The organism is Paracoccus sp. (in: a-proteobacteria) (genome assembly GCF_046289755.1).
Taxonomy (GTDB): Bacteria; Pseudomonadota; Alphaproteobacteria; order Rhodobacterales; family Rhodobacteraceae; genus Paracoccus.
This window is the reverse complement of record NZ_JBKBVD010000001.1, coordinates 24,919-50,680: the sequence shown is the minus strand read 5'-3', so window position 1 is coordinate 50,680 and position 25,762 is coordinate 24,919. Positions and strand designations below refer to the sequence as shown.

The 25,762-nt window shown below is 67.2% G+C and carries 18 protein-coding genes; 9 read left to right on the top strand and 9 right to left on the bottom strand.

The window, feature by feature from the left end; translation table 11 throughout:
• Nucleotide 1 precedes the first annotated feature (1 nt).
• From ACK41U_RS00225 to ACK41U_RS00205, 5 genes are all read right to left on the bottom strand, one after another.
• Nucleotides 2–1,144: an ABC transporter permease gene (locus tag ACK41U_RS00225; RefSeq protein WP_409674272.1), complete on the bottom strand. Its 1,143-nt coding sequence runs from the start codon at nt 1,142–1,144 to the stop codon at nt 2–4.
• Nucleotides 1,144–1,839 (bottom strand): ABC transporter ATP-binding protein, encoded by a 696-nt coding sequence (locus tag ACK41U_RS00220; protein ID WP_409674270.1) that lies wholly within the window; start codon nt 1,837–1,839, stop codon nt 1,144–1,146. Before ACK41U_RS00220 ends, ACK41U_RS00225 begins: the two co-directional genes overlap by 1 nt.
• Nucleotides 1,836–2,888 carry an efflux RND transporter periplasmic adaptor subunit gene (locus ACK41U_RS00215; RefSeq protein WP_409674268.1) on the bottom strand — a complete coding sequence of 351 codons (1,053 nt, stop codon included), beginning with the start codon at nt 2,886–2,888 and terminating at the stop codon, nt 1,836–1,838. Before ACK41U_RS00215 ends, ACK41U_RS00220 begins: the two co-directional genes overlap by 4 nt.
• Nucleotides 2,889–3,005: 117 nt before the next feature.
• Nucleotides 3,006–4,088 carry a helix-turn-helix domain-containing protein gene (locus ACK41U_RS00210; protein WP_409674266.1) on the bottom strand — a complete coding sequence of 361 codons (1,083 nt, stop codon included), beginning with the start codon at nt 4,086–4,088 and terminating at the stop codon, nt 3,006–3,008.
• Nucleotides 4,089–4,173: 85 nt separating this feature from the next.
• Nucleotides 4,174–4,827 (bottom strand): GNAT family N-acetyltransferase, encoded by a 654-nt coding sequence (locus tag ACK41U_RS00205; RefSeq protein ID WP_409674264.1) that lies wholly within the window; start codon nt 4,825–4,827, stop codon nt 4,174–4,176.
• Between the two features lie 312 nt (nt 4,828–5,139).
• Here ACK41U_RS00205 and katG point away from each other — a divergent pair, with 312 nt between their 5' ends.
• From katG to ACK41U_RS00160, 9 genes are all read left to right on the top strand, one after another.
• Nucleotides 5,140–7,311, top strand: a complete 2,172-nt coding sequence (gene katG / locus ACK41U_RS00200) for a catalase/peroxidase HPI (RefSeq protein WP_409674262.1) — start codon at nt 5,140–5,142, stop codon at nt 7,309–7,311.
• Between the two features lie 153 nt (nt 7,312–7,464).
• Nucleotides 7,465–8,046, top strand: coding sequence for an ANTAR domain-containing response regulator (locus ACK41U_RS00195; RefSeq protein ID WP_409674260.1), 582 nt, complete (start codon nt 7,465–7,467; stop codon nt 8,044–8,046).
• The gene (locus ACK41U_RS00190; protein WP_409674258.1) at nt 8,043–9,218 is read left to right on the top strand and encodes a CmpA/NrtA family ABC transporter substrate-binding protein; all 1,176 of its coding nucleotides are present in this window, start codon (nt 8,043–8,045) and stop codon (nt 9,216–9,218) included. Before ACK41U_RS00195 ends, ACK41U_RS00190 begins: the two co-directional genes overlap by 4 nt.
• A gap of 276 nt (nt 9,219–9,494) precedes the next feature.
• On the top strand, nt 9,495–10,787 hold the full coding sequence (locus tag ACK41U_RS00185) for a CmpA/NrtA family ABC transporter substrate-binding protein (RefSeq protein WP_409674256.1): 1,293 nt from the start codon (nt 9,495–9,497) through the stop codon (nt 10,785–10,787).
• 11 nt (nt 10,788–10,798) lie between these two features.
• Nucleotides 10,799–11,689: a nitrate ABC transporter permease gene (ntrB, locus tag ACK41U_RS00180; RefSeq protein ID WP_409674254.1), complete on the top strand. Its 891-nt coding sequence runs from the start codon at nt 10,799–10,801 to the stop codon at nt 11,687–11,689.
• A gap of 11 nt (nt 11,690–11,700) precedes the next feature.
• A complete protein-coding gene (locus ACK41U_RS00175) occupies nt 11,701–12,498 on the top strand; it encodes an ABC transporter ATP-binding protein (RefSeq protein WP_409674252.1) in 798 nt (265 codons plus the stop codon).
• A gap of 4 nt (nt 12,499–12,502) precedes the next feature.
• Complete coding sequence (gene nirB / locus ACK41U_RS00170) at nt 12,503–14,932, top strand: nitrite reductase large subunit NirB (protein ID WP_409674250.1); 2,430 nt, start codon at nt 12,503–12,505, stop codon at nt 14,930–14,932.
• 10 nt (nt 14,933–14,942) lie between these two features.
• Nucleotides 14,943–15,269: a nitrite reductase small subunit NirD gene (nirD, locus tag ACK41U_RS00165; RefSeq protein WP_409674248.1), complete on the top strand. Its 327-nt coding sequence runs from the start codon at nt 14,943–14,945 to the stop codon at nt 15,267–15,269.
• A complete protein-coding gene (locus tag ACK41U_RS00160) occupies nt 15,266–17,857 on the top strand; it encodes a molybdopterin-dependent oxidoreductase (RefSeq protein WP_409674246.1) in 2,592 nt (863 codons plus the stop codon). The genes nirD and ACK41U_RS00160 overlap by 4 nt, the downstream gene beginning before the upstream one ends.
• Nucleotides 17,858–17,976: 119 nt before the next feature.
• Here ACK41U_RS00160 and gltB read toward each other — a convergent pair whose 3' ends face one another.
• The 4 genes from gltB to ACK41U_RS00140 form a co-directional block, all read right to left on the bottom strand.
• A complete protein-coding gene (gene gltB / locus ACK41U_RS00155) occupies nt 17,977–22,509 on the bottom strand; it encodes a glutamate synthase large subunit (protein ID WP_409674513.1) in 4,533 nt (1,510 codons plus the stop codon).
• Nucleotides 22,510–22,511: 2 nt separating this feature from the next.
• Complete coding sequence (locus ACK41U_RS00150; RefSeq protein ID WP_409674244.1) at nt 22,512–23,213, bottom strand: hypothetical protein; 702 nt, start codon at nt 23,211–23,213, stop codon at nt 22,512–22,514.
• 108 nt (nt 23,214–23,321) lie between these two features.
• On the bottom strand, nt 23,322–24,806 hold the full coding sequence (locus ACK41U_RS00145) for an NAD(P)-dependent oxidoreductase (protein WP_409674242.1): 1,485 nt from the start codon (nt 24,804–24,806) through the stop codon (nt 23,322–23,324).
• A gap of 150 nt (nt 24,807–24,956) precedes the next feature.
• On the bottom strand, nt 24,957–25,760 hold the full coding sequence (locus tag ACK41U_RS00140) for an undecaprenyl-diphosphate phosphatase (RefSeq protein ID WP_409674240.1): 804 nt from the start codon (nt 25,758–25,760) through the stop codon (nt 24,957–24,959).
• Nucleotides 25,761–25,762 lie beyond the last annotated feature (2 nt).

Here is a 25,762-nt window from a genome sequence, read left to right as displayed (position 1 = left end):
TCTACCTCGTTCTGAAAGCGGCGGTGACGGGAATGCGCATGGTCAGGGCTGCGGGCAGCAGCCCGCTCAGCAGCGCGAGGGCCAGCACCATTGCCGCACTTTCGGCCAGGATGCGCGGCGACAGAACCAGCCCGATCCCGTCGCCCGCCAGAATGGTGGCCAGCTGTGTCAGCCCCAGCCCCAGCCCCCCGCCAAGGGCAAAGACGAACATCGTCTCGGCCAGGATCAGCAGGCCGATCCGCGACCGCGAAAAGCCCAGGGTTTTCAGCACGCCGATCTCGAACCGGCGTTCGCGCACGGCAAAGACCATCGTGTTGATCACGATCATCAGCAGCGTCACGGTGCTGGCGCCCATCACCAGCGTCACGATCAGCCCGACATCGGCATATTGGCGCAGGAAGGCCTGCAGGAACTGCCGCTCGGACTGGGTGCGGGTGGGGGCGGCGGAACGGGCCAGCGCGGCGTCGATCCGTGCGGCCAGCGCCGCCGGGGCCACGCCCGCATCGGGGCGCAGCGCAAAGACATCGGCGGTGTCGCGGTTGCGGTCGCGCAGCGCGTTCAGATAGCGGTACTGCCCGATGATGAAATAGGTATCGACCCCCGGCGCCGCCCCCGGAAAGATGCCCGCGATGGTCAGGCGCAGATCGCGCCCGCCGCCCGCGCGCAGCGGCTGGAACGTGGTCAGCGTCACGCTCTGGCCGACCTGCCAGCCCTGCGCCGCCGCCAGCGCGCGCCCCACCAGCACCCGGTCGCGCCCCGCATCCAGCGCCGCGATCAGATCGGGCGTCAGGCCCAGACCGGGGCCGCTGACCGCCATCAGGCCGCCCGGATCGGTCGCACTCAGCGCGACGGCGTTGCGTTCGGTTTGCACAAAGCCGCGCAGGCGGGCGACGGGGACGACAGCCGCGACGCCTTCGACGCTGGCAATCCGCGCCTCATGCGCCAGCGGCAGCGGCTGGCCCATGCCCGCCGCATGCGTCACGCCCAGAATATCGCCGCCGGAGGCCGCGGCCCCCTGCGCGCCGTTCAGAAAGCTGGCGGTCAGCCCGTGGATCAGAAAGGTCGTCGCCACGCAGAGGATCAGCAGCACGCTCCGCAGCGGCTTGCGCCAGAGATTGCGGCGGATGAGGGTAAGCCAGGTCATCACGCGGCCCTTTCGGCGGTCACGAACCGGCCCTTGTCCAGATGCAGCACGCGCCGCGCCACCTGTGCGGCCTGCGGGTCGTGGGTCACCATCACGATGGTCTTGCCCAGCTGATCGTTCAGCACCCGCAGCATGCGCAGGATGTCATCGGCCGAGGCGCGGTCCAGATCGCCGGTCGGCTCGTCGCACAGCAGCAGGGCCGGATCGCCGACGATGGCGCGCGCGATGCCCACCCGCTGCTGCTGGCCGCCCGACATCAGCGCCGGATACTGCCGCTGCCGCCCCTCCAGCCCCACCAGCGCCAGCACCCTGTCGACCCGCGCCCGCCGCGCGTGTGCGGGCAGGGGCCGGATCATCAGCGGCAGTTCGACATTCTCGGCCGCCGTCAGCATCGGCATCAGGTTATAGAACTGGAACACGATGCCCATATGGTGCCCCCGCCAGGCCGCGCGCGCCGCCTCGCCCATCTGGTCCAGCCGGTGCGGGCCGATCTGCAATTCGCCCGCATCCGGGCTGTCGATGCCCGCCAGCATGTTCAGCAGCGTCGATTTCCCCGAGCCTGACGGCCCCATGATGGCGACGAAATCCCCCTGAGGGATGGTCAGGTCCAGATCCTCGAAGATGCCAAGGCGCTGGCCGCCAAGGGCAAAGCCCTTGCGGATGCCTGTCAGGCGGATAAACGGCGTGTCGGTCATGGGTGCGGTCCTTCTGCGATGGGGTCGGTGATGCGGATGCGGGCGGCCATGTTGGGCCGCGCGCCCTCGGGGGCGCCGGTCAGGCGGAACCGCAGGGTGACGGTGCCCTTCTCCAGCGAGGCTATGGGCGCGATCCGTTCCAGCACGATGGAAAAGGGGTGGTCGGGATAGCCGTCCAGCACGGCCTCGCCGGTCAGGCCGGGGCGCAGGGCGGCAAGGCTGGTCTCGGCCACATCGGCGTCGATCACCATACGGCTCGTGTCGGCGATGACCATCAGCCCCCGGCCTGCGGCCACGCTGTCGGCCTCATCGGCCACCAGATCGCCCGCGTGAACCGACAGTGCCGTCACCGTCCCGGCCAGCGGCGCGCGGATCACCAGCCGGTCGACATCCGCCCGCGCCCGGCGCAGGGCAAGGTCCGCGCGCGCCAGATCCTGCCGCGCCTGCGCCTGCAGGTTGCGCGCCCGGCGCAGGGCCGTCTCTGCCGTCTCCAGCGCGTGCCCCGGAACGGCGTCGCGCGCGGCCAGCAGGGCGGCCCGGTCGCGGTCCTGTTGCGCGGCATCGACCTCGATCTGCCGGGCCTCGGTCCCCAGCGCGGCGGTCCGGCGGGCGATCGCGGCGTCTTCCAGCGCCAGCCGGGTCGCCTCCCCCTCCATCCGGGCCAGCACCTGACCTGCCGCCACCCGGTCGCCGGGCTGAACCGCGACCGACAGCACCCGGCCCGCGTGCCGGGCGTGAACCGCAACCGTCTGCGGCGCCACGACATGGCCCGCGCCGGTGATCTCGGCCACGACCGGCGCGGGCGTCCGGGGCACCGTCAGGGCGACCGGGTCCGGCGGCGGGGCGGTGCTGGCCGCAGGACTGTCCCGGCGGTCCAGCGCGACAAAGGCGCCAAGGGCCCCCGCCGCGCCAAGCGTCAGGACCGCCCATGGCAGCCACCGGCGCCGGACACGGTCAGGCGGCGCCGGTTCCGCCGGAAGGGACAGCGCCCGCAGGGTCGCGGCCAGTTGGGGGTCGGCCAGATCGGGGAGGGTGGGGGTCATGTTCATGCCGACCACCCTGCGAGGGGCGGCTAAACCCCGCGACCTGAATGGCGTCAGGGCAGGACCTTGATCACGATTCAGCACCTTTTGCCGTGATCCGGCACCTTGGCAGGCCGCGTTTCCCTAGCCCGGCACGGATTTCACCTGCCGCCACTGTACCGGCGTCATCCCCGTCACCCGCCGGAATTCGCGGTTGAAGTTCGACTTGGTCTGAAACCCCACATCGAACATGATCTCGGTCACCGGGCGATCCGACCGGGCCAGCAGGTCGCAGGCCTCGGCCACGCGAAACTCGTTGATGTATTGCGAGACGTTCTTGCCCCGCAGCTGGTTGATCGCCCCCGAGATCTGCCGCGCAGGCATCCCCAGCCGCCGCGCCAGCCGGTCCAGCGTCAGATCGACATCGCGATAGATGTGCCGGTCGGTCAGCAGCCCGTCGATGGCGCGAAGGGCGGCGGCGTGGCCGTCATCATCGGTCGGGGGCGAGTGCGGGGGCGAGGGCGGGGGCAGGGATGGGGGCAGGGATGGGGGCTGGGAACTCGCGGGTGGTGCCGCGACGGGGCGCGGCTCGTCCACGCCCGGTGTCCGGCCGATGGCGGCGGCGGCGATGGCCAGCAGGGCCAGCGCGGCCAGATTGCCGGTCTGGATGATCGGCAGGGCGTTGCGGCCCAGCAGCAGCGCGAAATCCAGATAGACCGCCAGATCCATCACGGCGGTCAGCAGCAGGGCCGAGGCCGCGAACAGGATCGCGCGATAGGCCGTGCCCGCGCGTTCCAGCGGTGTCAGCCGCAGCGTGTCGGCGCCCCGGCGCATCATCCGCAGGATGGCCCCCGCATAGCCCAGAAAGATCACGACCAGCGCCGGGTCGATCAGATCGCGGTCGAGTGCCATCAGCCCGGCGACCGACAGGGCAGGCAGGGCATGCAGCAAGATCCGCGAGGGGTGAAACCAGTCGCGCCGCAGCACCGCCAGCACGCCGCACCAGACCAGCGGCGGCACCAGCCCGGCCAGAACCGGCGTCACCCACCCGACGGCCTGCACGCCATAACCCCATCGCAGCCCGGCCAGAAAGCTCTGCCCCGCGACCAGCAGGATCAGCGCCATGAAGGGGATGTCGGGCCGGTCCTCGCGGTCGCGCCGGGCGAGCGTCGCAAACAGAATCAGCAGCAGCAGGGTCACCACAAAGGGCAGCGGGATGAACAGCATCAGGTTTCCTCACCCCGGCAAGTCCGGGCAGATCGCATCCGCCCGGCGCCATACGTCCGGGTCGGGGGCACGGCGCGACAGCGGGTCACAGCCTCAGCGCCCGCCGCTGCCGCCCCGCCGCGTCGAAATTTTCGGGCGCCAGCCATGCCAGATAGATGGGTCGCAGCCGCTGCCAGTCCTGATCGGTCATGGCGAACCACGCGGTGTCGCGGCTGGCGCCCTTCACGACCATATGCTGGCGGAACACCCCCTCGTGGCGAAATCCGAACCGCGTGGCCGCGCGTTTCGAGGGCGCGTTCAGGTCGTTGCATTTCCATTCGAACCGCCGGTAGCCCAGCCCAAAGACATGATCCGCGAACAGAAACAGCGCCTCGGTCGCCATCCGCGTGCGCTGCAGGGCAGGCCCCCACATGATGCTGCCGATCTCGATCACCCCATGGGTGCGGTCGATGCGCATCAGCGCCTGCCGCCCCTCGGCGCGTCCGGTGGCCTTGTCGATCACCGCAAAGAACAGCGGATCGGTCGTGGCCGAAGCCTGCGCGACCCAGTCCCCGAACGCGGCGCGGTCCGGGGGCTGCGTCTCGAACAGCCAGCGGAACCTGTCCCCGGCCCCCTCGGCGGTGGCCGCCTGATACAGCGTGTCGGCATGCGCCGGGGCCAGAGGCTCCAGCCGCACATAGCGCCCGTCGAGGGGGGCGGTGCCGGGGGGCGGGCGATCAGACCAGTCTGCCAGTTCCATGACCTGTTGCCTTTCGGTTGGGGCGCCTGCGCCATCGTTACCGCCGGGACGGAACCGGGAAAAGACCCGCCGCGGATGTGGCGCAACCGGCTTGCTGTCGCTGGACATGGCCGCCTGCGGCAATGCGCAACCCCTGCCGCCGGGCAACCGAAGCACCGTCATCAGATTATGTTATGAATGATCGCATAAAGTCATATTGGCCATTATGATCCGCGTTTGCTAGGACAGACAGGACATCCCGCGCCCCCGGACAGGGCGGGCCGTGGTCCCCACAGCGGACCGGGAGACACAGAACACGAACAGGAGGAAATGATGGACGGCAATGACATTCCCACGGGCAAATGCCCCGTCATGCATGGCGGCCTGACCGCAACCGGAACCAGCGTCATGGACTGGTGGCCCAACGCGCTCAATCTGGACATCCTGCACCAGCACGACACCAAGACCGATCCGCTGACCGGGCTGGATTACCGCGAAGAGGTGCGCAAGCTGGACTTCGAGGCCGTGAAGGCCGATGTCCACGCGCTGATGACCGACAGTCAGGACTGGTGGCCCGCCGACTGGGGCCATTATGGCGGGCTGATGATCCGGCTGGCCTGGCACTCGGCGGGCTCGTACCGGCTGGCCGATGGGCGCGGCGGCGGCGGCACCGGCAATATCCGCTTTGCGCCGCTGAACTCGTGGCCCGACAACGCCAATCTCGACAAGGCGCGGCGCCTGCTGTGGCCGGTCAAGAAGAAATACGGCAACCGCCTCAGCTGGGCCGACCTGATCATTCTGGCGGGCACCATCGCCTATGAATCCATGGGCCTGAAAACCTTTGGCTTCGCCTTTGGCCGCCGCGACATCTGGCACCCCGAGAAAGACGTCTATTGGGGCGCGGAAAAGGAATGGCTGGCGCCGTCCGACGAACGCTATGGCGACGTCGCCGACCCCTCGACCATGGAAAACCCGCTGGCCGCCGTGCAGATGGGTCTGATCTATGTGAACCCCGAAGGCGTCAACGGCCAGCCCGACCCGCTGAAAACCGCCCGGCAGGTGCGTGAAACCTTCGCCCGCATGGCCATGAACGACGAGGAAACCGCCGCCCTGACCGCAGGCGGCCACACCGTCGGCAAGACCCATGGCAATGGCAGCGCCGAGAACCTCGGCCCCGCCCCCGAAGGTGCCGAACTGCACGAGGGCGGGCTTGGCTGGATGAACAGCCATACCCGCAGCATCGGCCGCGACACGGTCACCTCGGGGATCGAGGGGGCATGGACCACCCATCCGACCCAGTGGGACAACGGCTATTTCGACCTGCTGTTCGGCTATGAATGGGAACTGAAGCACTCCCCCGCCGGTGCCCAGCAGTGGATGCCGATCAATATCCGCCCCGAGGACATGCCCGTCGATGTCGAGGATCCGTCGATCCGCGTCATGCCGATCATGACCGATGCCGATATGGCGATGAAGATGGACCCGATCTATCGCGCCATCTGCGAGCGGTTCCGGGGCGACCACGCCTATTTCTCGGACGTGTTCGCGCGGGCATGGTTCAAGCTGACCCACCGCGACATGGGCCCGAATGTCCGCTATGTCGGCCCCGACGCGCCCACCGAGGAACTGATCTGGCAGGACCCGGTCCCGCAGGGCCGCGCCGATTACGATATCGCAGCCCTCAAGGCCCGCATCGCAGACAGCGGCCTGACGCTGGCCGAGATGGTCTCGACCGCATGGGACAGCGCGCGCACCTTCCGAGGCTCGGATCTGCGCGGCGGTGCCAATGGCGCCCGCATCCGTCTGGCCCCGCAAAAGGACTGGGCGGGCAATGAACCCGCGCGCCTGCAAAAGGTGCTGTCGGTGCTGGAACCCATCGCGGCGGACAGCGGCGCGTCGCTGGCCGATGTGATCGTGCTGGCGGGCAATGTCGGCGTCGAACAGGCCGCCCGCGCCGCCGGGGTCGAACTGCATCTGCCCTTTGCGCCCGGTCGTGGCGACGCCACGGACGAACAGACCGATGCCGCGTCCTTTGCCTCGCTGGAGCCGCTGGCCGATGGCTTCCGCAACTGGGTCAAACAGGACTATGTCGTCTCGCCCGAGGAAATGCTGCTGGACCGCGCGCAGCTGATGGGCCTGACGGCGGCGGAAATGACCTGTCTGATCGGCGGCATGCGCGCCATGGGCACCAATCACGGCGGCACGAAGCATGGCGTGTTCACCGACCGCGAAGGGGCGCTGACCACCGATTTCTTCGACAACCTGACCAATATGGCGTGGAAATGGGTGCCCAAGGGCGACGGTCTTTATGACATCACCGACCGCCGGACCGGCGCGGTGAAATGGACCGCCACCCGCGTCGATCTGGTCTTCGGCTCGAACTCGGTCCTGCGCGCCTATGCTGAGGTCTATGCCCAGGACGACAACCGCGAAAAGTTCGTCCATGACTTCGCCGCGATCTGGACCAGGGTGATGAACGCCGACCGCTTCGATCTGGCGGCCTGACACCAAAGTTCTGCTGTTAAATAGTGCAGGGCCGTCCTTTGGGCGGCCTTTTTGCCTGTCGTTCGGGCAGCGCCGCCGTTCTTCTGCCCGCGCGCCCCGCAGATCGTTGCCCCGCGCCCCGTGCCGGTGTCATTCGGCGCCAAAGGGGATGCGATGCCGGCCTTGTCCATCATCATCGTCGAACGCGACCGCGACCGCGCCCTGCGCATCGTGGACGCGCTGCGTGCCTCGGGCGAACATCACGTCACGGTCATCGCCGAGGAGACCGGCCTCGCCCGTCGCATCGCCGAACAAAAGCCCGACATCGTGCTGATCGACGTGGCCGACCCCTCGCGCGATGTGCTGGAAGAACTGGCGCTGGCCTCCGGCCCGCTGGACCGTCCCGTGGCGATGTTCGTGGACCGCTCGGACGAGCAACTGACCCGCGCCGCGATCGAGGCGGGCGTCTCGGCCTATGTCGTCGATGGCCTGCAACCCGAACGGATCAAGCCGATCCTCGACGCCGCCATCGCGCGGTTCCACATGTTCCACAAGATGCGCACCGAGCTGGCCGCGACCAAGGCCGCGCTGGAGGAACGCAAGATCATCGACCGCGCGAAAGCCATCCTGATGAAGGCGCGCGGCATCGACGAAGAGGCAGCCTACGCCCTGTTGCGCAAGACCGCGATGGATCAGGGCCGCCGCGTGGCCGACATCGCCCAGCAACTGGTCATGGCGGCGGGATTGCTGACATGAGCCTGACGACCCTGCGCCTCGGCTATGTGCCCCTGATCGACGCCGCCCCCCTGATCATCGCCTCCGAGATCGGCTTTGCCGCCGAAGAGGGGTTGGCGTTCGACCTGCTGCGCCTGCGCAGCTGGGCGCAAAGCCGCGACATGCTGGGCACCGGCGGGATTGATGCCGCGCATATGCTGGTGCCCCTGCCCATCGCGCAGACCCTTGGGCTGGGCCCGGCCTATCCGGCCTTTGATCTGGTGATGTTTCTGGCGCAGGGCGGGCAGGCCATCGCGGTCAGCGCCGCCTTGGCCGCACGGCTGCGCGACATCGGCCACGGTTTCGCCTTCAACGACCCGGCGGCGGCGCGCGACGCGCTGACCCGCGTGGCGGGCGGGCCGTTGCGCGTGGGCGTGCCGTTCCCCTTCTCGACGCAGGCCCATCTGGTGCGCCACTGGCTGGCCGGATCGGCGCTGGCCGAGGGCCTGTCGATCCACACCGTGCCGCCCCCCATGATGGCCGCGGCATTGGCGGCGGGTGAGGTCGATGCCTTCTGCGTGGGCGAGCCATGGGCGTCCTATGCGGTCGAGACGGCGGCGGGGTCCCTGCTGCTGGCGGGCCGCGCGATCTGGGGCGCCCCGCCCGAAAAGGGCCTCGTGCTGACCCGCGATTTCACCGAGGCCCGGCCCGAGGCGACCGGCGCCCTGATGCGCGCGGTCTGGCGCGCCTGCCGCTGGCTGGACCGCCCCGAAAACCGCGGCACCGCGGTCGAGATCATCTCGCGCCCCGATTACCTGAACCTGTCGCCGGAACTGTCCGAACGCGGCCTTCTGGGGCGCCTGCATATCAGCCCGCAGGGCGAGGTGCGGCAATTCCCCGATTTCATCCGCTTTCACGCGGGCGGCGCGAATTTCCCCTGGCGCAGCCTCGCCGCCCTGCTGGCGCGCGGCATTGCGCAGGCCCACGGCCTTGACCCCGAACCGGCGATGCGGACGGCGGCGGGCTGTTTCCGCACCGACCTGTATCGCCAGCACCTGCGCGCGGCGGGCGCCGACATGCCCGGCGCCTCGGCGCGGGTCGAGGGGGCGATGGCCCATCCCACCGCCGTCGCCAGCGAAAAGGGCCAGATGATTCTGGGCCCGGATGCGTTCTTCGATGGCCAGACCTTCGACCCCGCGTTCTTTTCGCGCTGAATTCATGGGCAGCGGTGCCTTTCGCTGCACCGCCGCGCAGCATCGGCCCCGAAACAGCCCCGCCACGCTTGACCCACCCCCGACCGGCCTGCAATCTCGGATCAGGCCAAGGGCAACGGCGCCCCGGCTTCCTCTCTCCGCAAGGATGCGGACCTCCCTTCATCCGGCAATGACGCCACCTGTTGCGCCCCTCTTACGGGTCTGCTGCCGGTGGTTTTTTTCGTTGCCGCCCCGCAAGCCAACGCCCCCTCCGGGGCTGCGCCAAGGAACGCCATGATGATCCGACCCGCGCCGACCCGCCGCTTTTTCCTGAAATCCGCAGCCTCGATGGCCGCCACCGTGGCCGCCGCCCGCATCGCCTTGCCGGGCGGGGCATGGGCCGCCACGACCGGCCCCGAAGTCACCGGCGCCACGCTGGGCTATATCGCCCTGACCGACAGCGCGCCGCTGATCATCGCGCAGGAAAAGGGCTTCTACGCCGCCCACGGCCTGCCCGACATGAAGATCGAGAAACAGGCCAGCTGGGGCGCCACCCGCGACAATATGCAGCTGGGCAGCAGCGGCGGCGGCATCGACGGCGGCCATATCCTGCGCCCCAAGGTGCATATGTATTCGACCGGCAGCGTCATGCAGAACAACCAGCCGCTGCCGATGTATAACCTGCTGAGCCTCAACGAACAATGTCAGGGCATCTCGGTCACGCAAGCCTATGCCGACAGCGGTGTGGGTCTGGACGCCGCCCCCCTGAAAGAGATCTGGGCCGCCCGCCGCGCCGCCGGTCAGGAAATCCCCGTCGCCATGACCTTTCCCGGTGGCACGCATGATCTGTGGATGCGCTACTGGCTGGCCGCCGCGGGCATCGACCCGACCAGCGAATGCGACCTGATCGTCGTGCCGCCGCCGCAGATGGTGGCCAACATGAAGGTCGGCAATATGGAGGCTTTCTGCGTCGGCGAGCCGTGGAACGAACAGCTGGTGAACCAGAATATCGGCTTTACCGCCTGCACCACCGGCGAGCTCTGGCAGAACCACCCCGAGAAAATCCTCGGCATGCGCGCCGACTGGGTCGACGCCCATCCCAACGCCACCCGCGCCATTCTGATGGCGGTGATGGAGGCGCAGATCTGGTGCGAAGACGCCGCCAACAAGGATGAGATGGCGCAGATCCTGTCGAAACGCCAATGGTATAACGTGCCCGTCGCCGACATCGCCGCCCGTCTGAAGGGCGAGATCAACTATGGCAATGGCCGCGAGGAAAACCGCCCCGACCTGTCGATGCGCTTCTGGGGCGAGAACGGCAGCGCGTCCTTCCCGTGGAAGTCGCTGGATGCGTGGTTCATCACCGAAAACAAGCGCTGGGGCTATCTGCCCGGCGATCTGGACACCGCCGCGCTGGTGGATGCCACCAACCGCTCCGACCTGTGGCTGGAGGCGGCTGCGGCCCTCGGCCTCGACACCGCCGACAAAGGCGACAGCCGCGGGGTCGAGACCTTCTTTGACGGCATCACCTTCGACCCCGCCGACCCCGAGGCCTATCTGGCCGCCCAATCCATCAAGGCGATGGCGTGAAGGAGGCTGCAATGACTGTCACCGCATTGAAACTGCCGCCCAAAACGGCCCCCAAACCCGAGGCAAAAGTGCTGGCGATCCCCGCCCGCGCCCATTCCGCCCTGCCTGCGCGTCTGCAACGCTTTGGCCGCACGCTGCTGACCCATGTGCTGCCGCCGGTTCTGGTGATCCTGTCGCTGCTGGGCCTGTGGCAGCTGCTGCTGTCGGGCGGCGGCGCCTCGCTGCCCTCGCCGGTCGAGATCTGGCAGCAATCGGGCGATCTGATCCTCAGCCCGTTCTATGTCGCGGGCACGCAGGATATGGGCCTTGGCTGGCGCGTCCTGACCTCGCTGGAACGCGTGGCGATCGGCTTTGGCCTTGCCGCGGGCGTCGGCGTCCTGATCGGCGCCGTGATCGGGCAATCCGCATGGCTGCTGCGCGGCGTGGACCCGCTGTTTCAGGTGCTGCGCACCGTGCCGCCACTGGCATGGCTGCCCATCAGCCTCGCCGCCTTCATGGACAGCCGCCCCTCGGCCATCTTCGTGATCTTCATCACCGCGATCTGGCCGATCATCATCAACACCGCCGCAGGCGTGCGCGCCATCCCGCAGGATTACCGCAACGTCGCCGCCGTCCTGCGCCTCAACCAACTGGAATTCTTCTGGAAAATCATGGTTCCCGCCGCAGCCCCCTATATCTTTTCGGGCCTGCGCATCGGGGTGGGCCTGGCATGGCTGGCCATCGTCGCGGCCGAGATGCTGACCGGCGGCGTGGGCATCGGCTTCTTCATCTGGGACGCGTGGAACAGCTCCATGCTGACCGACATCTTCGTGGCGCTGCTCTATATCGGCGCGACCGGCTATGCGCTTGACCGTCTGGTTGCCTTCATCGGCAGCAAGGTCAGCCGCGGCACCACCGATTGAAAGGACACGCCATGAGCTATCTGAAAATCGACCGCGTCGGCAAAGCCTTTCCCGCCGCAGGGGGCCGCGAGAATGTCGTGCTGCAGGACGTGCGCCTCGACATCGCCAAGGGCGAGTTCGTCTCGGTCATCGGCCATTCCGGCTGCGGCAAATCCACCCTGCTGAACATGATCGCGGGCCTGACCGAGGTCACCACCGGCGGCATCATCCTTGAGGGGCGCGAGGTGAATTCCCCCGGCCCCGACCGCGCCGTGGTGTTCCAGAACCACAGCCTGCTGCCCTGGCTGTCGGTCTATGACAACATCAAGATGGGCGTGCAGAAGGTGTTCGGCAACCGCAAGACCCGCGCCGAGCGTCACGACTGGATCATGCAGAACCTCGATCTGGTGCAGATGAGCCATGCCGCCGACAAGCGGCCCGCCGAAATCTCGGGCGGCATGAAACAGCGCGTCGGCATCGCCCGCGCGCTGGCGATGGAGCCGAAAATCCTGCTGCTCGATGAACCCTTCGGCGCGCTGGACGCCCTGACCCGCGCCCATCTGCAGGACGCGGTGATGGAGATTCACGCCCGCCTCGGCAACACCATGATCATGATCACCCATGACGTGGACGAGGCCGTGCTGCTGGCCGACCGCATCGTGATGCTGACCAACGGCCCCGCCGCCACCGTGGGCGACGTGCTGGACGTGACGCTGGCCCGCCCCCGCGACCGCATCCGTCTGGCCAGCCACCCCGATTACGTCCGCGCGCGCGAAGCCGTGCTGCGGTTTCTCTATGAACGTCACCGCTTCGTCGAAGCAGCGGAGTAGACCCATGACACGCAAACTCGTCGTCATCGGTGCGGGCATGGCCTCGGGCCGGATGCTGGAGCACCTCTTCGCCACGGCCCCCGGCCAATGGGACGTGACGCTCTTCAACGCCGAACCGCGCGGCAACTACAACCGGCTGATGCTGTCGCCGGTCCTGTCGGGCGACAAGACCTATGACCAGATCGTCACCCATGACGATGACTGGTATGCCGCCCACGGCGTCACCTGCCGCTTTGGCGAAAGCGTGACCGCCATCGACCGCGACGCGCAAATCGTCCACGGCGCGAACGGCCCCGCGCCCTATGACGCGCTGGTCATCGCCACCGGCTCGGCCCCGTTCATCATCCCGCTGCCGGGCCACAAACTGCCCGGCGTCGTGGCCTATCGCGATCTGGAGGACACCAACGCCATGATCGACGCCTCGCGCCCCGGCGCCAAGGCGGTCGTGATCGGCGGCGGGTTGCTGGGGCTGGAGGCCGCCGCAGGCATGGCCGCCCGCGGCGCCGAGGTGACCGTCATCCACCTGATGGGCCACCTGATGGAACGCCAGCTGGACCCCGCCGCAGGCTATCTGCTGCAACGCGATCTGGAAAAGCGCGGCATCCGCATCCACTGCAAGGGCGCCACCAAGGCGATCCTCGGCGACACCCATGTCGAGGCCGTCCTGCTCGACGACGGCACCGTCTATCCGGCGGACCTCGTCTGCATGGCCGTGGGCATCCGCCCCGAAACCCGCCTTGCCAATGATGCCGGGCTGGAGGTCGAACGCGGCATCACCGTCACCGACCAGATGCAGACCAGCGACCCCGCCATCTACGCCCTTGGCGAATGCGTCGAACACGAGGGCCAGTTGTTCGGCCTCGTCGCCCCCCTCTATGATCAGGCCAAGGTTCTGGCGGCCACGCTGGCCGGGCAAGACGCCGCCTTCAAACCCGTCCAGACCGCGACCAAACTCAAGGTCACCGGCTGCGACCTGTTCAGCGCGGGCGATTTCGCCGACGCGCCGGGCCGCGAGGACATCGTGTTCCGCGACCCCGGACGCGGCATCTACAAACGCCTGATTCTGGAAGGGGATCGCCTGATCGGCGCGGTCATGTATGGCGACACGGCGGACGGCGCATGGTTCTTTGACAAGATCCGCAGCGGCGCCGACATCACCGCAGACCGCGACACGCTGATCTTCGGCCCCGCCTTTGCCGGAGGTGCCCAAGCGGACCCTCTGGCAGCCGTTGCAGCCTTGCCGCCTGAGGCGGAAATCTGTGGCTGCAACGGCGTCTGCAAAGGAACCATCACCACCGCGATCGAGGGCGGCGCCACCACGCTGGACGCGCTGCGCGGGTTGACCAAGGCCAGCGCCAGTTGCGGCACCTGCACCGGCCTCGTCGAACAGGTCATGGCCCTGACCCTGGGCGATAAATTCGCCGCCAATGCCAACCCGCCCATGTGCAAATGCACCGATCACACGCACGAGGATGTGCGGCGCCTGATCAAGACCATGGGCCTGAAATCCATCCCTGCCGTCATGCAGGATCTGGGCTGGCGCACGGTCGGCGGCTGCGCCTCCTGCCGCCCGGCGCTGAACTATTACCTGCTGGCCGACTGGCCCACCGAATACAGCGACGACCGCCAAAGCCGCTTTGTCAACGAACGCAACCACGCCAATATCCAGAAGGACGGCACCTATTCCGTGGTCCCGCGCATGTGGGGCGGCGTCACCACCCCCGCCGAACTGCGCGCCATCGCGGACGCCGCCGACCGCTACAACGTGCCCATGGTCAAGGTCACCGGCGGCCAGCGCATCGACCTTCTGGGCGTGCGCAAGGAAGATCTGCCCGCGATCTGGTCCGACCTGAACGGCGCGGGCATGGTCTCGGGCCATGCCTATGCCAAAGGGCTGCGCACGGTCAAAACCTGCGTCGGCCAGCAATTCTGCCGCTTTGGCACGCAGGACAGCACCGGCCTCGGCATCCGGCTGGAAAAGCTGCTCTGGGGCTCATGGACCCCCGCCAAGGTCAAGCTGGGCGTCTCGGGCTGCCCCCGCAACTGCGCCGAGGCCACCTGCAAGGACATCGGCATCGTCTGCGTGGACAGCGGTTTCCAGATCAGCGTCGCGGGTGCCGCAGGCATGGACGTGCGCGAAACCGTCCCCCTGCTGACCGTGCCGACCGAGGATGAGGTCTGCGACGTCACCGCCGCCTTCGTGCAGCTGTATCGCGAAAATGCCCGCTATCTGCACCGCATCTACAAATGGGTGGACAAGGTGGGCCTCGACTGGTGCCGCGAACAGGTGGCCGATCCGGCCATCCGCGCCGAACTGGTCGCGCGCTTCGCGCTGTCGCAAGCGGTCTATCAGACCGACCCATGGGCTGATCACGCCGCCCGCCCCGCCGATTGGGCCCCCGTCGCCGATCTCAGACTGAGGGCCGCAGAATGAAGGACGTCGCATGAGCATGATCGACATCGCGGCCCTGGCCGACATCCCCCCGCAAGGCGCCCGCGTGGTGCGCACGCCGCATGGCTGCGTCGCCATCTTCCGCACTGCCGATGATCAGGTCTTTGCGCTGGACGACCGCTGCCCCCACAAGGGCGGCCCCCTGTCCGAGGGCATCGTGCATGGCACCCAGGTCACCTGTCCCCTGCACAACTGGGTCTTCGACATGACGACAGGTCAGGCCCAGGGCGCCGACGAGGGCGCGGTCGCCACCCACCCCGTCCGGGTTGAAGGCGGCCGCATCTGGCTCGACCCCGCATTGCTGCGGCGTGCCGCATGATCCGCACGACCTGCCCCTATTGCGGCGTCGGCTGCGGCGTTCTGGCAAGCCCGGACGGGCAGGGGGGCGTCACCATCAAGGGCGACCCCGACCACCCCGCCAACCGGGGCCGCCTCTGCGTCAAGGGCGCCGCGCTTGGCGAAACCGTGGGCGTGGCGGGCCGTCTGCTGACCCCCCGCATCGGCGGCACCGATGCCACATGGGACCGCGCGCTGGACCTGATCGCCGACCGCTTCACCGACGCGATTGCCCAGCACGGCCCCGATTCCGTGGCCTTCTACGTCTCGGGCCAACTGCTGACCGAGGATTATTACGTCGCCAACAAGCTGATGAAGGGCTTTATCGGCAGCGCCAATATCGACACCAACAGCCGCCTCTGCATGTCCTCCTCGGTGGCAGGCCACCGCCGGGCGTTTGGGTCCGACACCGTCCCCGGCCTCTACGAGGATCTGGAGCAGGCCGATCTGGTCGTCCTGACCGGCTCGAACCTCGCATGGTGCCACCCGGTTCTGCACCAGCGCCTGCTGGCCGCGCGCGCCGCCCGTCCGCAGATGAAGATCGTCGTCATCGACCCGCGCCGCACCGCCACCTGCGAGGGCGCCGACCTGCATCTGGCGCTGGCGCCCGGCGCCGATGCGCATCTGTTCAACCTGCTGCTCTGCCACCTCGCGGACACAGGCCGCACCAGCGCCACCTTCCTGCCCCATCTCGCGGGGTTTGACGCCGCCCTCACCGCCGCCCGCAGCGCCACGGCCGAGGCCACCGGCCTGCCCCCCGCCGATCTGGCGGCCTTCCTCGACCTCTGGTCCAGCACCGAAAACGTGGTCACGGTCTATTCGCAAGGCATCAACCAGTCCGACACCGGCACCGACAAGGTCAACGCGATCCTGAACTGCCACCTCGCCACCGGCCGCATCGGCCGCCCCGGCATGGGCCCGTTCAGCGTCACCGGCCAGCCCAACGCCATGGGCGGCCGCGAGGTCGGCGGCCTCGCCAATATGCTCGCCTGCCATCTGGACCTCGACGACGCCACCCACCGCAACGCGGTGCAAACCTTCTGGAACGCCCCCCGCATGGCCGACAAACCCGGCCTGAAAGCCGTGGACCTGTTCCGCGCCGTGGAAGAGGGCGGCATCAAGGCCCTGTGGATCCTCCACACCAACCCCGCCGTGACCATGCCCGAGGCCGACCGCGTCTCCCGCGCCATCGCCAATTGCGATTTCGTCGCGGTCTCCGAGGCTTTCCCCGACACCGACACCGCCCGTCTGGCCGATGTCCTGCTGCCCGCCGCGATCTGGGGCGAAAAGGACGGCTCTGTCACCAATTCCGAACGCCTGATCAGCCGCCAGCGCGCCGTCCTGCCGCCCCCCGGACAGGCCCGCCCCGACTGGTGGGCACTGGCGCAGGTCGCGCAACGCATGGGGTTCGCGGGCTTCGACTGGCCCGACCCGGCGGCGATCTTCGCCGAACACGCAGCCCTGTCAGGCGTCGCAGGCAGCCTTGGCAGCGATTTCGACATCTCCGACCTCGCGACCGCCGATTACGCCAGCCTCGCCCCCACGCTCTGGCCGCAAAACCCCCGCCAGCGCGGCGGCCGCTTCTTCGGCGAGGGCCGGTTCCACACCCCCGACGGCCGCGCCCGCCTGATCCCGGTCACCGCCGCCCTTCCGGCCAGACCCGACCCGGCCTACCCGTTCCGCCTCAACACCGGCCGCATCCGCGACCAGTGGCACACGATGACCCGCACCGGCCTCAGCCCACGCCTGTCACAACACCTGGCCGAGCCGTTCCTTGAGATCCACCCCCAGGACGCCGCCAGCCTCGGCCTCGCCCCCGCCAGCCTCGCGCAGGTCACCAGCCCCCACGGCACCGCCATCCTGCGCGTGCTCATCAGCGACAGGACCGCCCCCGGCCACCCTTTCGCGCCGATCCACTGGACCGGCGAAACCGCCCCCACCGGCCGCATCGACGCGCTGATCCCCGGCCTTACCGACCCCCATTCCGGCCAGCCCGCCAGCAAATCCGCAGCCGTGGCCATCCGCCCCTTCGCGGCCCGCTGGTTCGGCTACGCGATCAGCCGCACGCCCCTGCGCCCCGATTGCGCCTACTGGGCCGCAGCGCCCATCGCAGCAGGCACCCAATACGAACTGGCAGGCACTGCCGCGCCCGGGGACTGGACCGCATGGGCCACAGCCCTCATGGGCGCGCCCCCCAGCGCCGAACTCAGCGACCCCGCCCGCGGCATCACGCGGCTGGCCTTCACCGAACAGGGCCGCCTCACCGCCGCCCTGTTCATCGCGCCGGACCCGGTCCTGCTGTCGCGCAGCCACCTGGCCAAAGCCCTCCAGACCGACAACCCCGCCGTGCTCGCAGGCCAGCCCGGCGCCGACCAGCCCGATCCCGGCCCCACCATCTGCGCCTGCCTGAATGTCGGCCTGAACACGATCCTGCGCGCCATGACCACCCAGCACCTCATCAGTGTCGAGGCCATCGGCGCAGCCCTCGGCGCTGGCACCAATTGCGGCTCCTGCCGCCCGGAACTCGCGGCCCTGCTGTCCCGCCAGCCGCTGCAAACCGCCGCCGAATAGCCCTTCTTCTTCACTCAAATATCCATAACCCGCCCGCAGCACAGCAAAACGCGGCCCCCGAAGGGACCGCGCCAAAGCCTCACAGCCAATGTCACTCGGCCAATCTTACCCGGCCAATCTCACTCGGCCGGAACCGCGCTCGACTCCTCCATCGCCGCAATCGGATGCGGCAGATGCGCCAGCATCTCCTTGGGGCAGACCTGCAGGAAATTCCCCCGCTCGCGATCCCAGTCCGACAGGATCTCATCGGCCCGGCGCGAGCCGGTCTCTTTCAGATGCCGCTCGATCAGGCCTTTCAGCTGGCCCTCCCAATGCGCCTGCGTGACCGGGCACATGACCAGCGTTTCCGCGTTGATATAGTCGCGCGCCAGCCCCTCGGGATCGTACAGATAGGCCATGCCGCCGGTCATGCCCGCGCCAAAGTTCGCGCCGATCCGGCCAAGGATCACCGCCATGCCGCCGGTCATGTATTCGCAGCCGTTCGACCCGCAGCCCTCGATCACCACGGTCGCGCCGCTGTTGCGGACCGCGAACCGTTCCCCCGCACGGCCTGCCGCGAACAGGAACCCGTTCGTGGCGCCATACAGCACCGTATTGCCGATGATCGTGTTGTCGGCGGCGACCAGAGGCGAGGCCATCGGCGGGCGCACGACAATCGTGCCCCCCGACAGGCCCTTGCCGACATAGTCGTTGGCATCGCCCGAGACCTCGATCTTCAGCCCCGGCGCCGCGAAGGCCCCCAGCGACTGGCCCGCCGATCCGGTCAGCCGCACCGTCAGGTGATCGGGCTGCAGATTGTTCCGCATCCCGAATTTCTGCACGATCATGCTCGACGTCCGCGTGCCGATGGTCCGCAGCGTGTTGCGCACGGCATAGGACAGCTGCATCTTCTCGCCATCGGTAAAGAACCGCTCGGCGTCGCGGATGATCTCGGCGTCCAGCGTGTCCATCACCGCATTGCGCGGGCGCGAGCGATCATAGACGATCTTTTCCGCGCCATCGACCGTGATCAGCAGCGGGTTCAGGTCCAGATCGTCCAGATGCGCCGCCCCCCGGCTGACCTGCGTCAGCAGATCGGCCCGGCCGATGATCTCATCCATCGAGCGTGCGCCGATGCTGGCCAGAATCTCGCGCACCTCCTGCGCATAGAAGGTGATCAGGTTCACCACCTTGTCGGCGCTGCCGGTGAACATCGCGCGCAGCTTTTCATCCTGGGTGCAGACGCCCACCGGGCAGGTGTTCGACTGGCACTGACGCACCATGATGCAGCCCATCGCGATCAGCGCGGCGGTGCCGATGCCGTATTCCTCGGCCCCCATCATCGCCGCCATGACGATGTCGCGGCCCGTGCGCAGACCGCCATCGGTGCGCAGCGTCACCCGCTCGCGCAGCCGGTTCATCGCCAGAACCTGATGCGCCTCGGTCAGCCCCATCTCCCACGGAAGCCCCGCGAACTTGATCGAGGTCGCGGGCGAAGCCCCGGTGCCGCCATTATGCCCCGAAATCAGGATCACATCGGCCTTGGCCTTGGCCACACCCGCCGCAATCGTGCCCACACCCGAAGAGGCCACCAGCTTCACCGTGATCTTGGCGCGCGGGTTGATCTGCTTCAGGTCATAGATCAGCTGCGCCAGATCCTCGATGCTGTAAATATCGTGGTGCGGCGGCGGCGAGATCAGCGTCACCCCCGGCGTCGAATGCCGCAGCCGCGCGATCAGCTTGGTGACCTTCATGCCGGGCAGCTGCCCGCCCTCGCCGGGCTTGGCGCCCTGGGCCACCTTGATTTCCAGCTCTTCACAGGCGTTCAGATATTCGGCGGTGACGCCGAAGCGACCCGAGGCCACCTGCTTGATCTTGGCGCAGGGGTTGTCGCCATTGGGCAGCGGATGGCTGTGGGCCGGATCTTCGCCACCCTCACCGCTGTCGGACTTGGCGCCGATCCGGTTCATGGCGATGTTCAGCGTCATATGCGCCTCGGGCGACAGCGCCCCCAGCGACATGCCCGGCGTCACGAACCGCTTGCGGATCGAGGTGATGCTTTCGACCTCCTCGATCGGCACCGGCTTGCCGAAGGGCTTGATGTCCAGCAGGTCGCGGATATGGATCGGCGGATTGGCCCGCATCGTGGCACTGAACTGCTTCCAGATGTCATAGCTGGCTTTCTCGCAGGCCACCTGCAGCAGCTTCATCGTATTGGCTTCCCAGGCATGTTTCTCGCCCGAGCGGCGCAGCTTGTAGAACCCGCCCACCGGCAGCAGATCGGCGGCATTGCCGTGGAAGGCCGCGTGATGCAGATCCTCCAGCTTGGCCTGCAGCCCGTGCAGACCGATGCCGGAAATGCGGCTATGCATGCCGGGGAAATACTCGGCCACCATGGCGCGGGACAGGCCCACCGCCTCAAAGTTCAGACCGCCGCGATAGGAGGACAGGACCGAGATGCCCATCTTGGACATGATCTTCAGCAGGCCCGCATCGACGGCATCGCGATAGCGGCGCATATTGTCGACCAGACTGCCGGTCAGCAGGCCCCGCTCGATCCGGTCATTGATGCTGTCCTGCGCCAGATAGGGGTTCACCGTGGTCGCGCCACAGCCGATCAGCACCGCAAAGTAATGCGGATCAATGCATTCGGCGGCGCGCACATTCAGCGAACAGAAGGTCCGCAGCCCCTTGCGCGTCAGCCAGCTGTGCACCGCGCTGGTCGCCAGGATCATCGGCATCGCCACGCGGCTTTGCCCCTGCGCCTCATCGGTCAGCACCAGATGGCCCGCGCCGCTGCGCACGGCATCCTCGGCCTCGGCCCGGATCCGCGCCAGCCCCTCGCCCAGGGCATCCGGCCCGGCATCATCGGCAAAGGTGGCGTCGATCACCGTCACCGTCTCGCCGAACATCTTCTGCATCTCGGCGAATTCGCCATTGGCGACGAAGGGGCTTTCCAGCACCAGAATCTCGGTCTGCGCGCTGCTTTCGTCCAGCACGTTCTTGAGGTTGCCGAACCGCGTCTTCAGCGACATGACCCGCGTCTCACGAAGCGAATCGATCGGCGGGTTCGTCACCTGCGAAAAGTTCTGCCGGAAGAAATGGCTCATCGGGCGGTATTGCTTGGACAGAACCGCAGGCGGCGTGTCGTCGCCCATCGAGGCGATGGCTTCCTTGCCATCCTCGGCCATGGGCGACAGCACATGCTCCAGCTCTTCCATGGTGAAGCCTGCGGCGGCCTGACGGCGGCGCAGATCGTCACCCCTGTGCAGCACATGCTCGGGCAGCTCGCGCATGATGTCGTTCAGGTCGGTGACCTTCTCGATCCACTCGCCAAAGGGCTGGCTGCCCGACAGACGGTCCTTGATCGCCGTGTCGTGGTACAGTTTCCCCTCCCACATATCGACCGCGATCATCTGGCCCGGCCCCAGCGCGCCTTTTTCGCGCACGCCGGTCTCGTTCACCGGCACCATGCCGACCTCCGAGCCTGCGATCAGCAGGTTGTCGCCCGTCACCACATAGCGCATCGGCCGCAGCCCGTTGCGGTCCAGACCACCGCAGACCCAGCGGCCATCCGTCATCGCCAGCGCGGCAGGCCCGTCCCACGGCTCCATCACCGCGTTGCAATAGGCGTACATATCCGCCCATGCTTTCGGCATGTCGGTCGTGGCCTTGGACCAGCTTTCCGGCACCAGCATCGTCTTGGTCATCGGCGCCGACCGCCCCGAGCGCACCAGAACCTCGAACACCGCATCCAGCGCCGCACTGTCGGACGAGCCTGCGGGCACGATCGGCTTGATGTCCTCGGCCATATCGCCAAAGGCCGAAGACGCCATGCGGATCTCATGGCTTTTCAGCCAGTTGAGGTTGCCCTTCAGCGTGTTGATCTCGCCGTTATGGGCCAGCATCCGGAAGGGCTGGGCCAGCCACCATTGCGGGAAGGTGTTGGTGCTGTAACGCTGGTGATAGATCGCAAAGGCGCTTTCGAACCGCTCATCCTTCAGGTCGGGATAGAATTCCGCCACCTGTTCGGCCAGCATCATGCCCTTGTAGATGATCGAGCGACAGGACAGCGAACAGAAATACAGCTGCGTGATCTGTGCCGCGATGGCGGCCTTTTCGATGCGGCGCCGGATGATATACAGCTCGCGCTCGAACTGGACCTGATCAATGTCCTTTTCGCAGCGGATCAGGATCTGCTCGATCTCGGGGCGGGTGGCATTGGCCTTTTCGCCCAGAACGCCGGTGTTCACCGGCACATGGCGCCAGCCATAGATATAGTGGCCCATCCGCAGGACTTCGGATTCCACGATGGTCCGGCAGTTCTCTTGCGCGGCGAAATTGGTGCGCGGCAGGAACACCTGACCGACCGCGATCAGCTTGGACTGATCCGGCTCGTGGCCCGTGCGGCGGACCTGATCATAGAAAAACGGCACCGGGATCTGGACATGGATGCCCGCGCCGTCGCCGGTCTTGCCGTCGGCATCCACCGCGCCGCGATGCCAGATCGCCTTCAGCGCGTCGATGCCGTTCTGCACCACCTTGCGCGAGGGTTTGCCCGCCAGATCGACCACAAAGCCCACGCCACAGGACGAATGCTCGTCCTCGGCCCGATACAGGCTGTTCTTGTCCATCCAGTCGCGGCGGGCTTCTTCCTGTGCTTGCCAGTCCATGGTCATGATGCGGCCCTTTCCTGCGGGATCTGCGTCATCAGCTGATCGCAGTCATATTGTGGGGTGGTCTCGCCAAATCCGGCCTCTCCGGGAAGGGAAAAGGTCACGGGGCTGTCATTCGTCTCGCGCCGGGCGCCGGTCCAGTCATTCGTGGTCTCGATGCCGCCGAAAAAGCGCCCGAACTCGCGGCTGATATATTGCGTGCCGCGCCGTTCGATCAGAACCTCGCCGGTCTCGCTGGTGGTGGTCAGATCGAATCGGGTGCGTTCAAGGGTCTGGCCGTCGATCTCGACCGTCTCGCCGGTCAGCTCGTCCCAGCCCTGATGGTGCAGGGTCTCGCCGGTATTCGATTCGGTGCGGAAATCGAAATCGTCGCGGCCCGTCTCCAGCAGCCGCGAAAAGCTGGCATGGCTCTCGGCCTCATCGACCAGCCGGTCCATCAGCCCGGTGCGCGGGCTCTGGCTTTCGATCCAGCGCGTTTCCGCGTCGATGGTCGACAGGTGATACAGCCCGTCCTCACCAAAGATCGCGCTGCGCTGATAGCCCTCGGGGTCAGCGTCGCAGCGGTAATACTGCGCGACCGAGCAGCCGCGATTCTGCACCGTCATCTGCAGCGCGCATCCGGCGGGCGGGGTGAAGGTGGCGGCATGACCGGGCAGGGCGGTCAGCGCCCAAAGCCCGGCCATCGCCAAAAGCGTCAGCATCCCTGACCTGAATGCCAGGGGGGTGTTGCGCGCCATGCCGACCACCGTGCGTTGTCGGTGTACGCGCTGTGCCTGTCCTGTGACCGTGTTGTGCATCATCGGTTCCGCCTATTCCGCGGCCATGCGGGCCTCGCCCGTCAGAAAGCCCTCGATCGCATCGGCGGCCTCGCGCCCGTCGCGGATCGCCCAGACCACAAGGCTTGCGCCGCGCACAATGTCGCCCACCGCGAACACGCCGGGGATCGAGGTCGAATGCGTCTGGAAATTCGCCTTGATCGTGCCCCAGCGCGTGACCTCCAGCCCGTCCACGCCCCACAGCCGGGGCAGGTCCTCGGGCTCGAACCCAAGCGCCTTGATGACCAGCTCTGCGGGCTCGTCGTAATCGGCCCCCTCGATCAGTTCGGGGCTCTGGCGGCCCGTCACATCGGGCTGGCCAAGGCGCATCTTCTGGATGCGGACCGCCGCGATCTGGGGGGGGCCGTCCACGTCGCGTTCCTGCGCCGTGGCGGCCACGCCGGTCACATGGCCGGTGAACTGGCCGGGCGCGGAAAGCCACACGAATTCAACGCCTTCTTCCTCGGCATTCTGCACCTCGCGCTGGCTGCCCGGCATGTTCGCCCGGTCGCGGCGATAGAGGCATTTGACCGATTGCGCGCCCTGCCGGATGGCCGTGCGCACGCAATCCATCGCCGTGTCGCCGCCGCCGATAACGACCACGCGCTTGCCACGGGCGTTCAGCTCGCCATCCTCGAAATCGGGCACATCATCGCCGAAATCGACCTTGTTGGAGGCGGTCAGATAGTCGATCGCGCGCACCACGCCGCCCGCATCGGCATTGTCGATGTCCAGATCACGGGTCTTGTAGACGCCGGTGGCGATCAGCACCGCATCATGCTTGCCCCGGATCGCGTCAAAGCTGATGTCCTCGCCGACATTGCAGTTCAGCACGAATTCGACGCCGCTGTCCTCCAGCAGCTTGTTGCGGCGCATGACCACGTCCTTCTCCAGCTTGAAGCCGGGAATGCCATAGGTCATCAGCCCGCCCGCGCGGTCATAGCGGTCATAGATCGTGACCTGAAACCCCTTGCGCCGCAGCATGTCGGCCGCCGCCAGACCGCCCGGTCCCGCGCCGATAATCCCAACGGATTCAGCACGTTCCTGTTCGGGCAGTGCGGGTTTGATCCAGCCTTCCTCCCATGCGGTATCGGTGATGTATTTCTCGATCGCGCCGATGGTGACGGTGCCATGGCCCGACTGTTCGATGACGCAATTGCCCTCGCACAGCCGGTCCTGAGGACAGATGCGCCCGCAGATTTCGGGGAAGGTGTTGGTGGCCTGACTGACCCGGTAGGCCTCTTCCAGCCGCCCCTCGGCGGTCAGGCGCAGCCAGTCGGGGATATTGTTGTGCAGCGGGCAATGGCTCTGGCAATAGGGCACGCCGCACTGGCTGCAGCGGCTGGACTGTTCGGCGGCCTTGGCGGCGGCGAATTCCTGATAGATCTCACGGAAGTCTTCGCTGCGCTCATCAGCGGTTCGTTTCGCGGGCATCTCGCGCGGGGTCGAGACGAACGTCAGCATCTTCTGCGTGGCCATGGCTGCGCAACCTTCCGTGAAAGACAGTGTGCAGACCAGATAAACCAAGGGATCACGAATGAAAAGTCAGCAGTACTGACCTAAAAGCGACTTTTTTGGTGCCCCGCAGTGCCGAAGCACGCTGCGAGGCAGAAATTAAGTCATAATTACTTACCTGAATACTGTAAGTGCAAGTAATGCAACGATTCCGACGGTGATGCGCCACCAAGCAAACAGGGCATATCCGTGCTTCGAGACATAGCCCAGCAACCAGCGCACCACGAAGATCGCCGCCAGAAAGGCAAAGACAAAGCCGACAATGATGTTCGACAGTGCCTCGCCATGCAGAATATCGTGATTCTTCCACAAGTCATAGGTGAACGCACCCAGCATCGTCGGCATTGCCAGAAAGAACGAAAACTCGGCAGCCGACCGCTTGTCTGCCCCCAGCAGCAGCGCGCCCACAATGGTCGCCCCCGAGCGTGAGACGCCGGGGATCATGGCCAGACACTGGATAAAGCCGATCTTCAGCGCCATCGGCAGCGGAAAATCCTCGGCCCGTGAATAGGTGGGCTGGGTGGCGCGCCGGTCCACCCAGAGCAGGATGATCCCGCCCAGGATCAGCATGACGGCGATCAGCATCGGCGTTTCGAACAGCACGGTCTTGATGAAACCATGGGCCATGACGCCGATGACGGCGGCGGGCAGAAACGCCACCAGCACCGCCGCGATGAACCGCCGCGAGGCCGGGTCGTGCGGCGCATCGCGCAGGATCTGAATGATGCGCGTCGCATAGACGCCCAGGATCGCCATGATGGCGCCAAGCTGGATAATCACCTCGAAGGCACGACCGGGCGAGTCAAAGCCCAGAAAGTGCCCCGCCAGCAGGATATGCCCGGTGGATGAGACAGGAATGAACTCGGTCAGTCCTTCGAGAATCCCGAGGATTGCGGCAACGATCGTATTGGATTCCATGG

Excerpts from the sequence above, each read along its gene's own strand:
- ACK41U_RS00140 (WP_409674240.1), bottom strand. The coding sequence starts at position 25,760 with ATGGAATCCAATACGATCGTTGCCGCAATCCTCGGGATTCTCGAAGGA.
- ACK41U_RS00225 (WP_409674272.1), bottom strand. The coding sequence starts at position 1,144 with ATGACCTGGCTTACCCTCATCCGCCGCAATCTCTGGCGCAAGCCGCTG.
- ACK41U_RS00210 (WP_409674266.1), bottom strand. The coding sequence starts at position 4,088 with ATGCTGTTCATCCCGCTGCCCTTTGTGGTGACCCTGCTGCTGCTGATT.
- ACK41U_RS00215 (WP_409674268.1), bottom strand. The coding sequence starts at position 2,888 with ATGAACATGACCCCCACCCTCCCCGATCTGGCCGACCCCCAACTGGCC.
- gltB (WP_409674513.1), bottom strand. The coding sequence starts at position 22,509 with ATGGACTGGCAAGCACAGGAAGAAGCCCGCCGCGACTGGATGGACAAG.
- ACK41U_RS00175 (WP_409674252.1), top strand. The coding sequence starts at position 11,701 with ATGAGCTATCTGAAAATCGACCGCGTCGGCAAAGCCTTTCCCGCCGCA.
- ACK41U_RS00145 (WP_409674242.1), bottom strand. The coding sequence starts at position 24,806 with ATGGCCACGCAGAAGATGCTGACGTTCGTCTCGACCCCGCGCGAGATG.
- ACK41U_RS00195 (WP_409674260.1), top strand. The coding sequence starts at position 7,465 with ATGCCGGCCTTGTCCATCATCATCGTCGAACGCGACCGCGACCGCGCC.
- nirD (WP_409674248.1), top strand. The coding sequence starts at position 14,943 with ATGAGCATGATCGACATCGCGGCCCTGGCCGACATCCCCCCGCAAGGC.
- katG (WP_409674262.1), top strand. The coding sequence starts at position 5,140 with ATGGACGGCAATGACATTCCCACGGGCAAATGCCCCGTCATGCATGGC.
- ACK41U_RS00185 (WP_409674256.1), top strand. The coding sequence starts at position 9,495 with ATGATCCGACCCGCGCCGACCCGCCGCTTTTTCCTGAAATCCGCAGCC.
- nirB (WP_409674250.1), top strand. The coding sequence starts at position 12,503 with ATGACACGCAAACTCGTCGTCATCGGTGCGGGCATGGCCTCGGGCCGG.
- ACK41U_RS00190 (WP_409674258.1), top strand. The coding sequence starts at position 8,043 with ATGAGCCTGACGACCCTGCGCCTCGGCTATGTGCCCCTGATCGACGCC.
- ACK41U_RS00160 (WP_409674246.1), top strand. The coding sequence starts at position 15,266 with ATGATCCGCACGACCTGCCCCTATTGCGGCGTCGGCTGCGGCGTTCTG.
- ACK41U_RS00205 (WP_409674264.1), bottom strand. The coding sequence starts at position 4,827 with ATGGAACTGGCAGACTGGTCTGATCGCCCGCCCCCCGGCACCGCCCCC.
- ACK41U_RS00150 (WP_409674244.1), bottom strand. The coding sequence starts at position 23,213 with ATGCTGACGCTTTTGGCGATGGCCGGGCTTTGGGCGCTGACCGCCCTG.
- ACK41U_RS00220 (WP_409674270.1), bottom strand. The coding sequence starts at position 1,839 with ATGACCGACACGCCGTTTATCCGCCTGACAGGCATCCGCAAGGGCTTT.
- ntrB (WP_409674254.1), top strand. The coding sequence starts at position 10,799 with ATGACTGTCACCGCATTGAAACTGCCGCCCAAAACGGCCCCCAAACCC.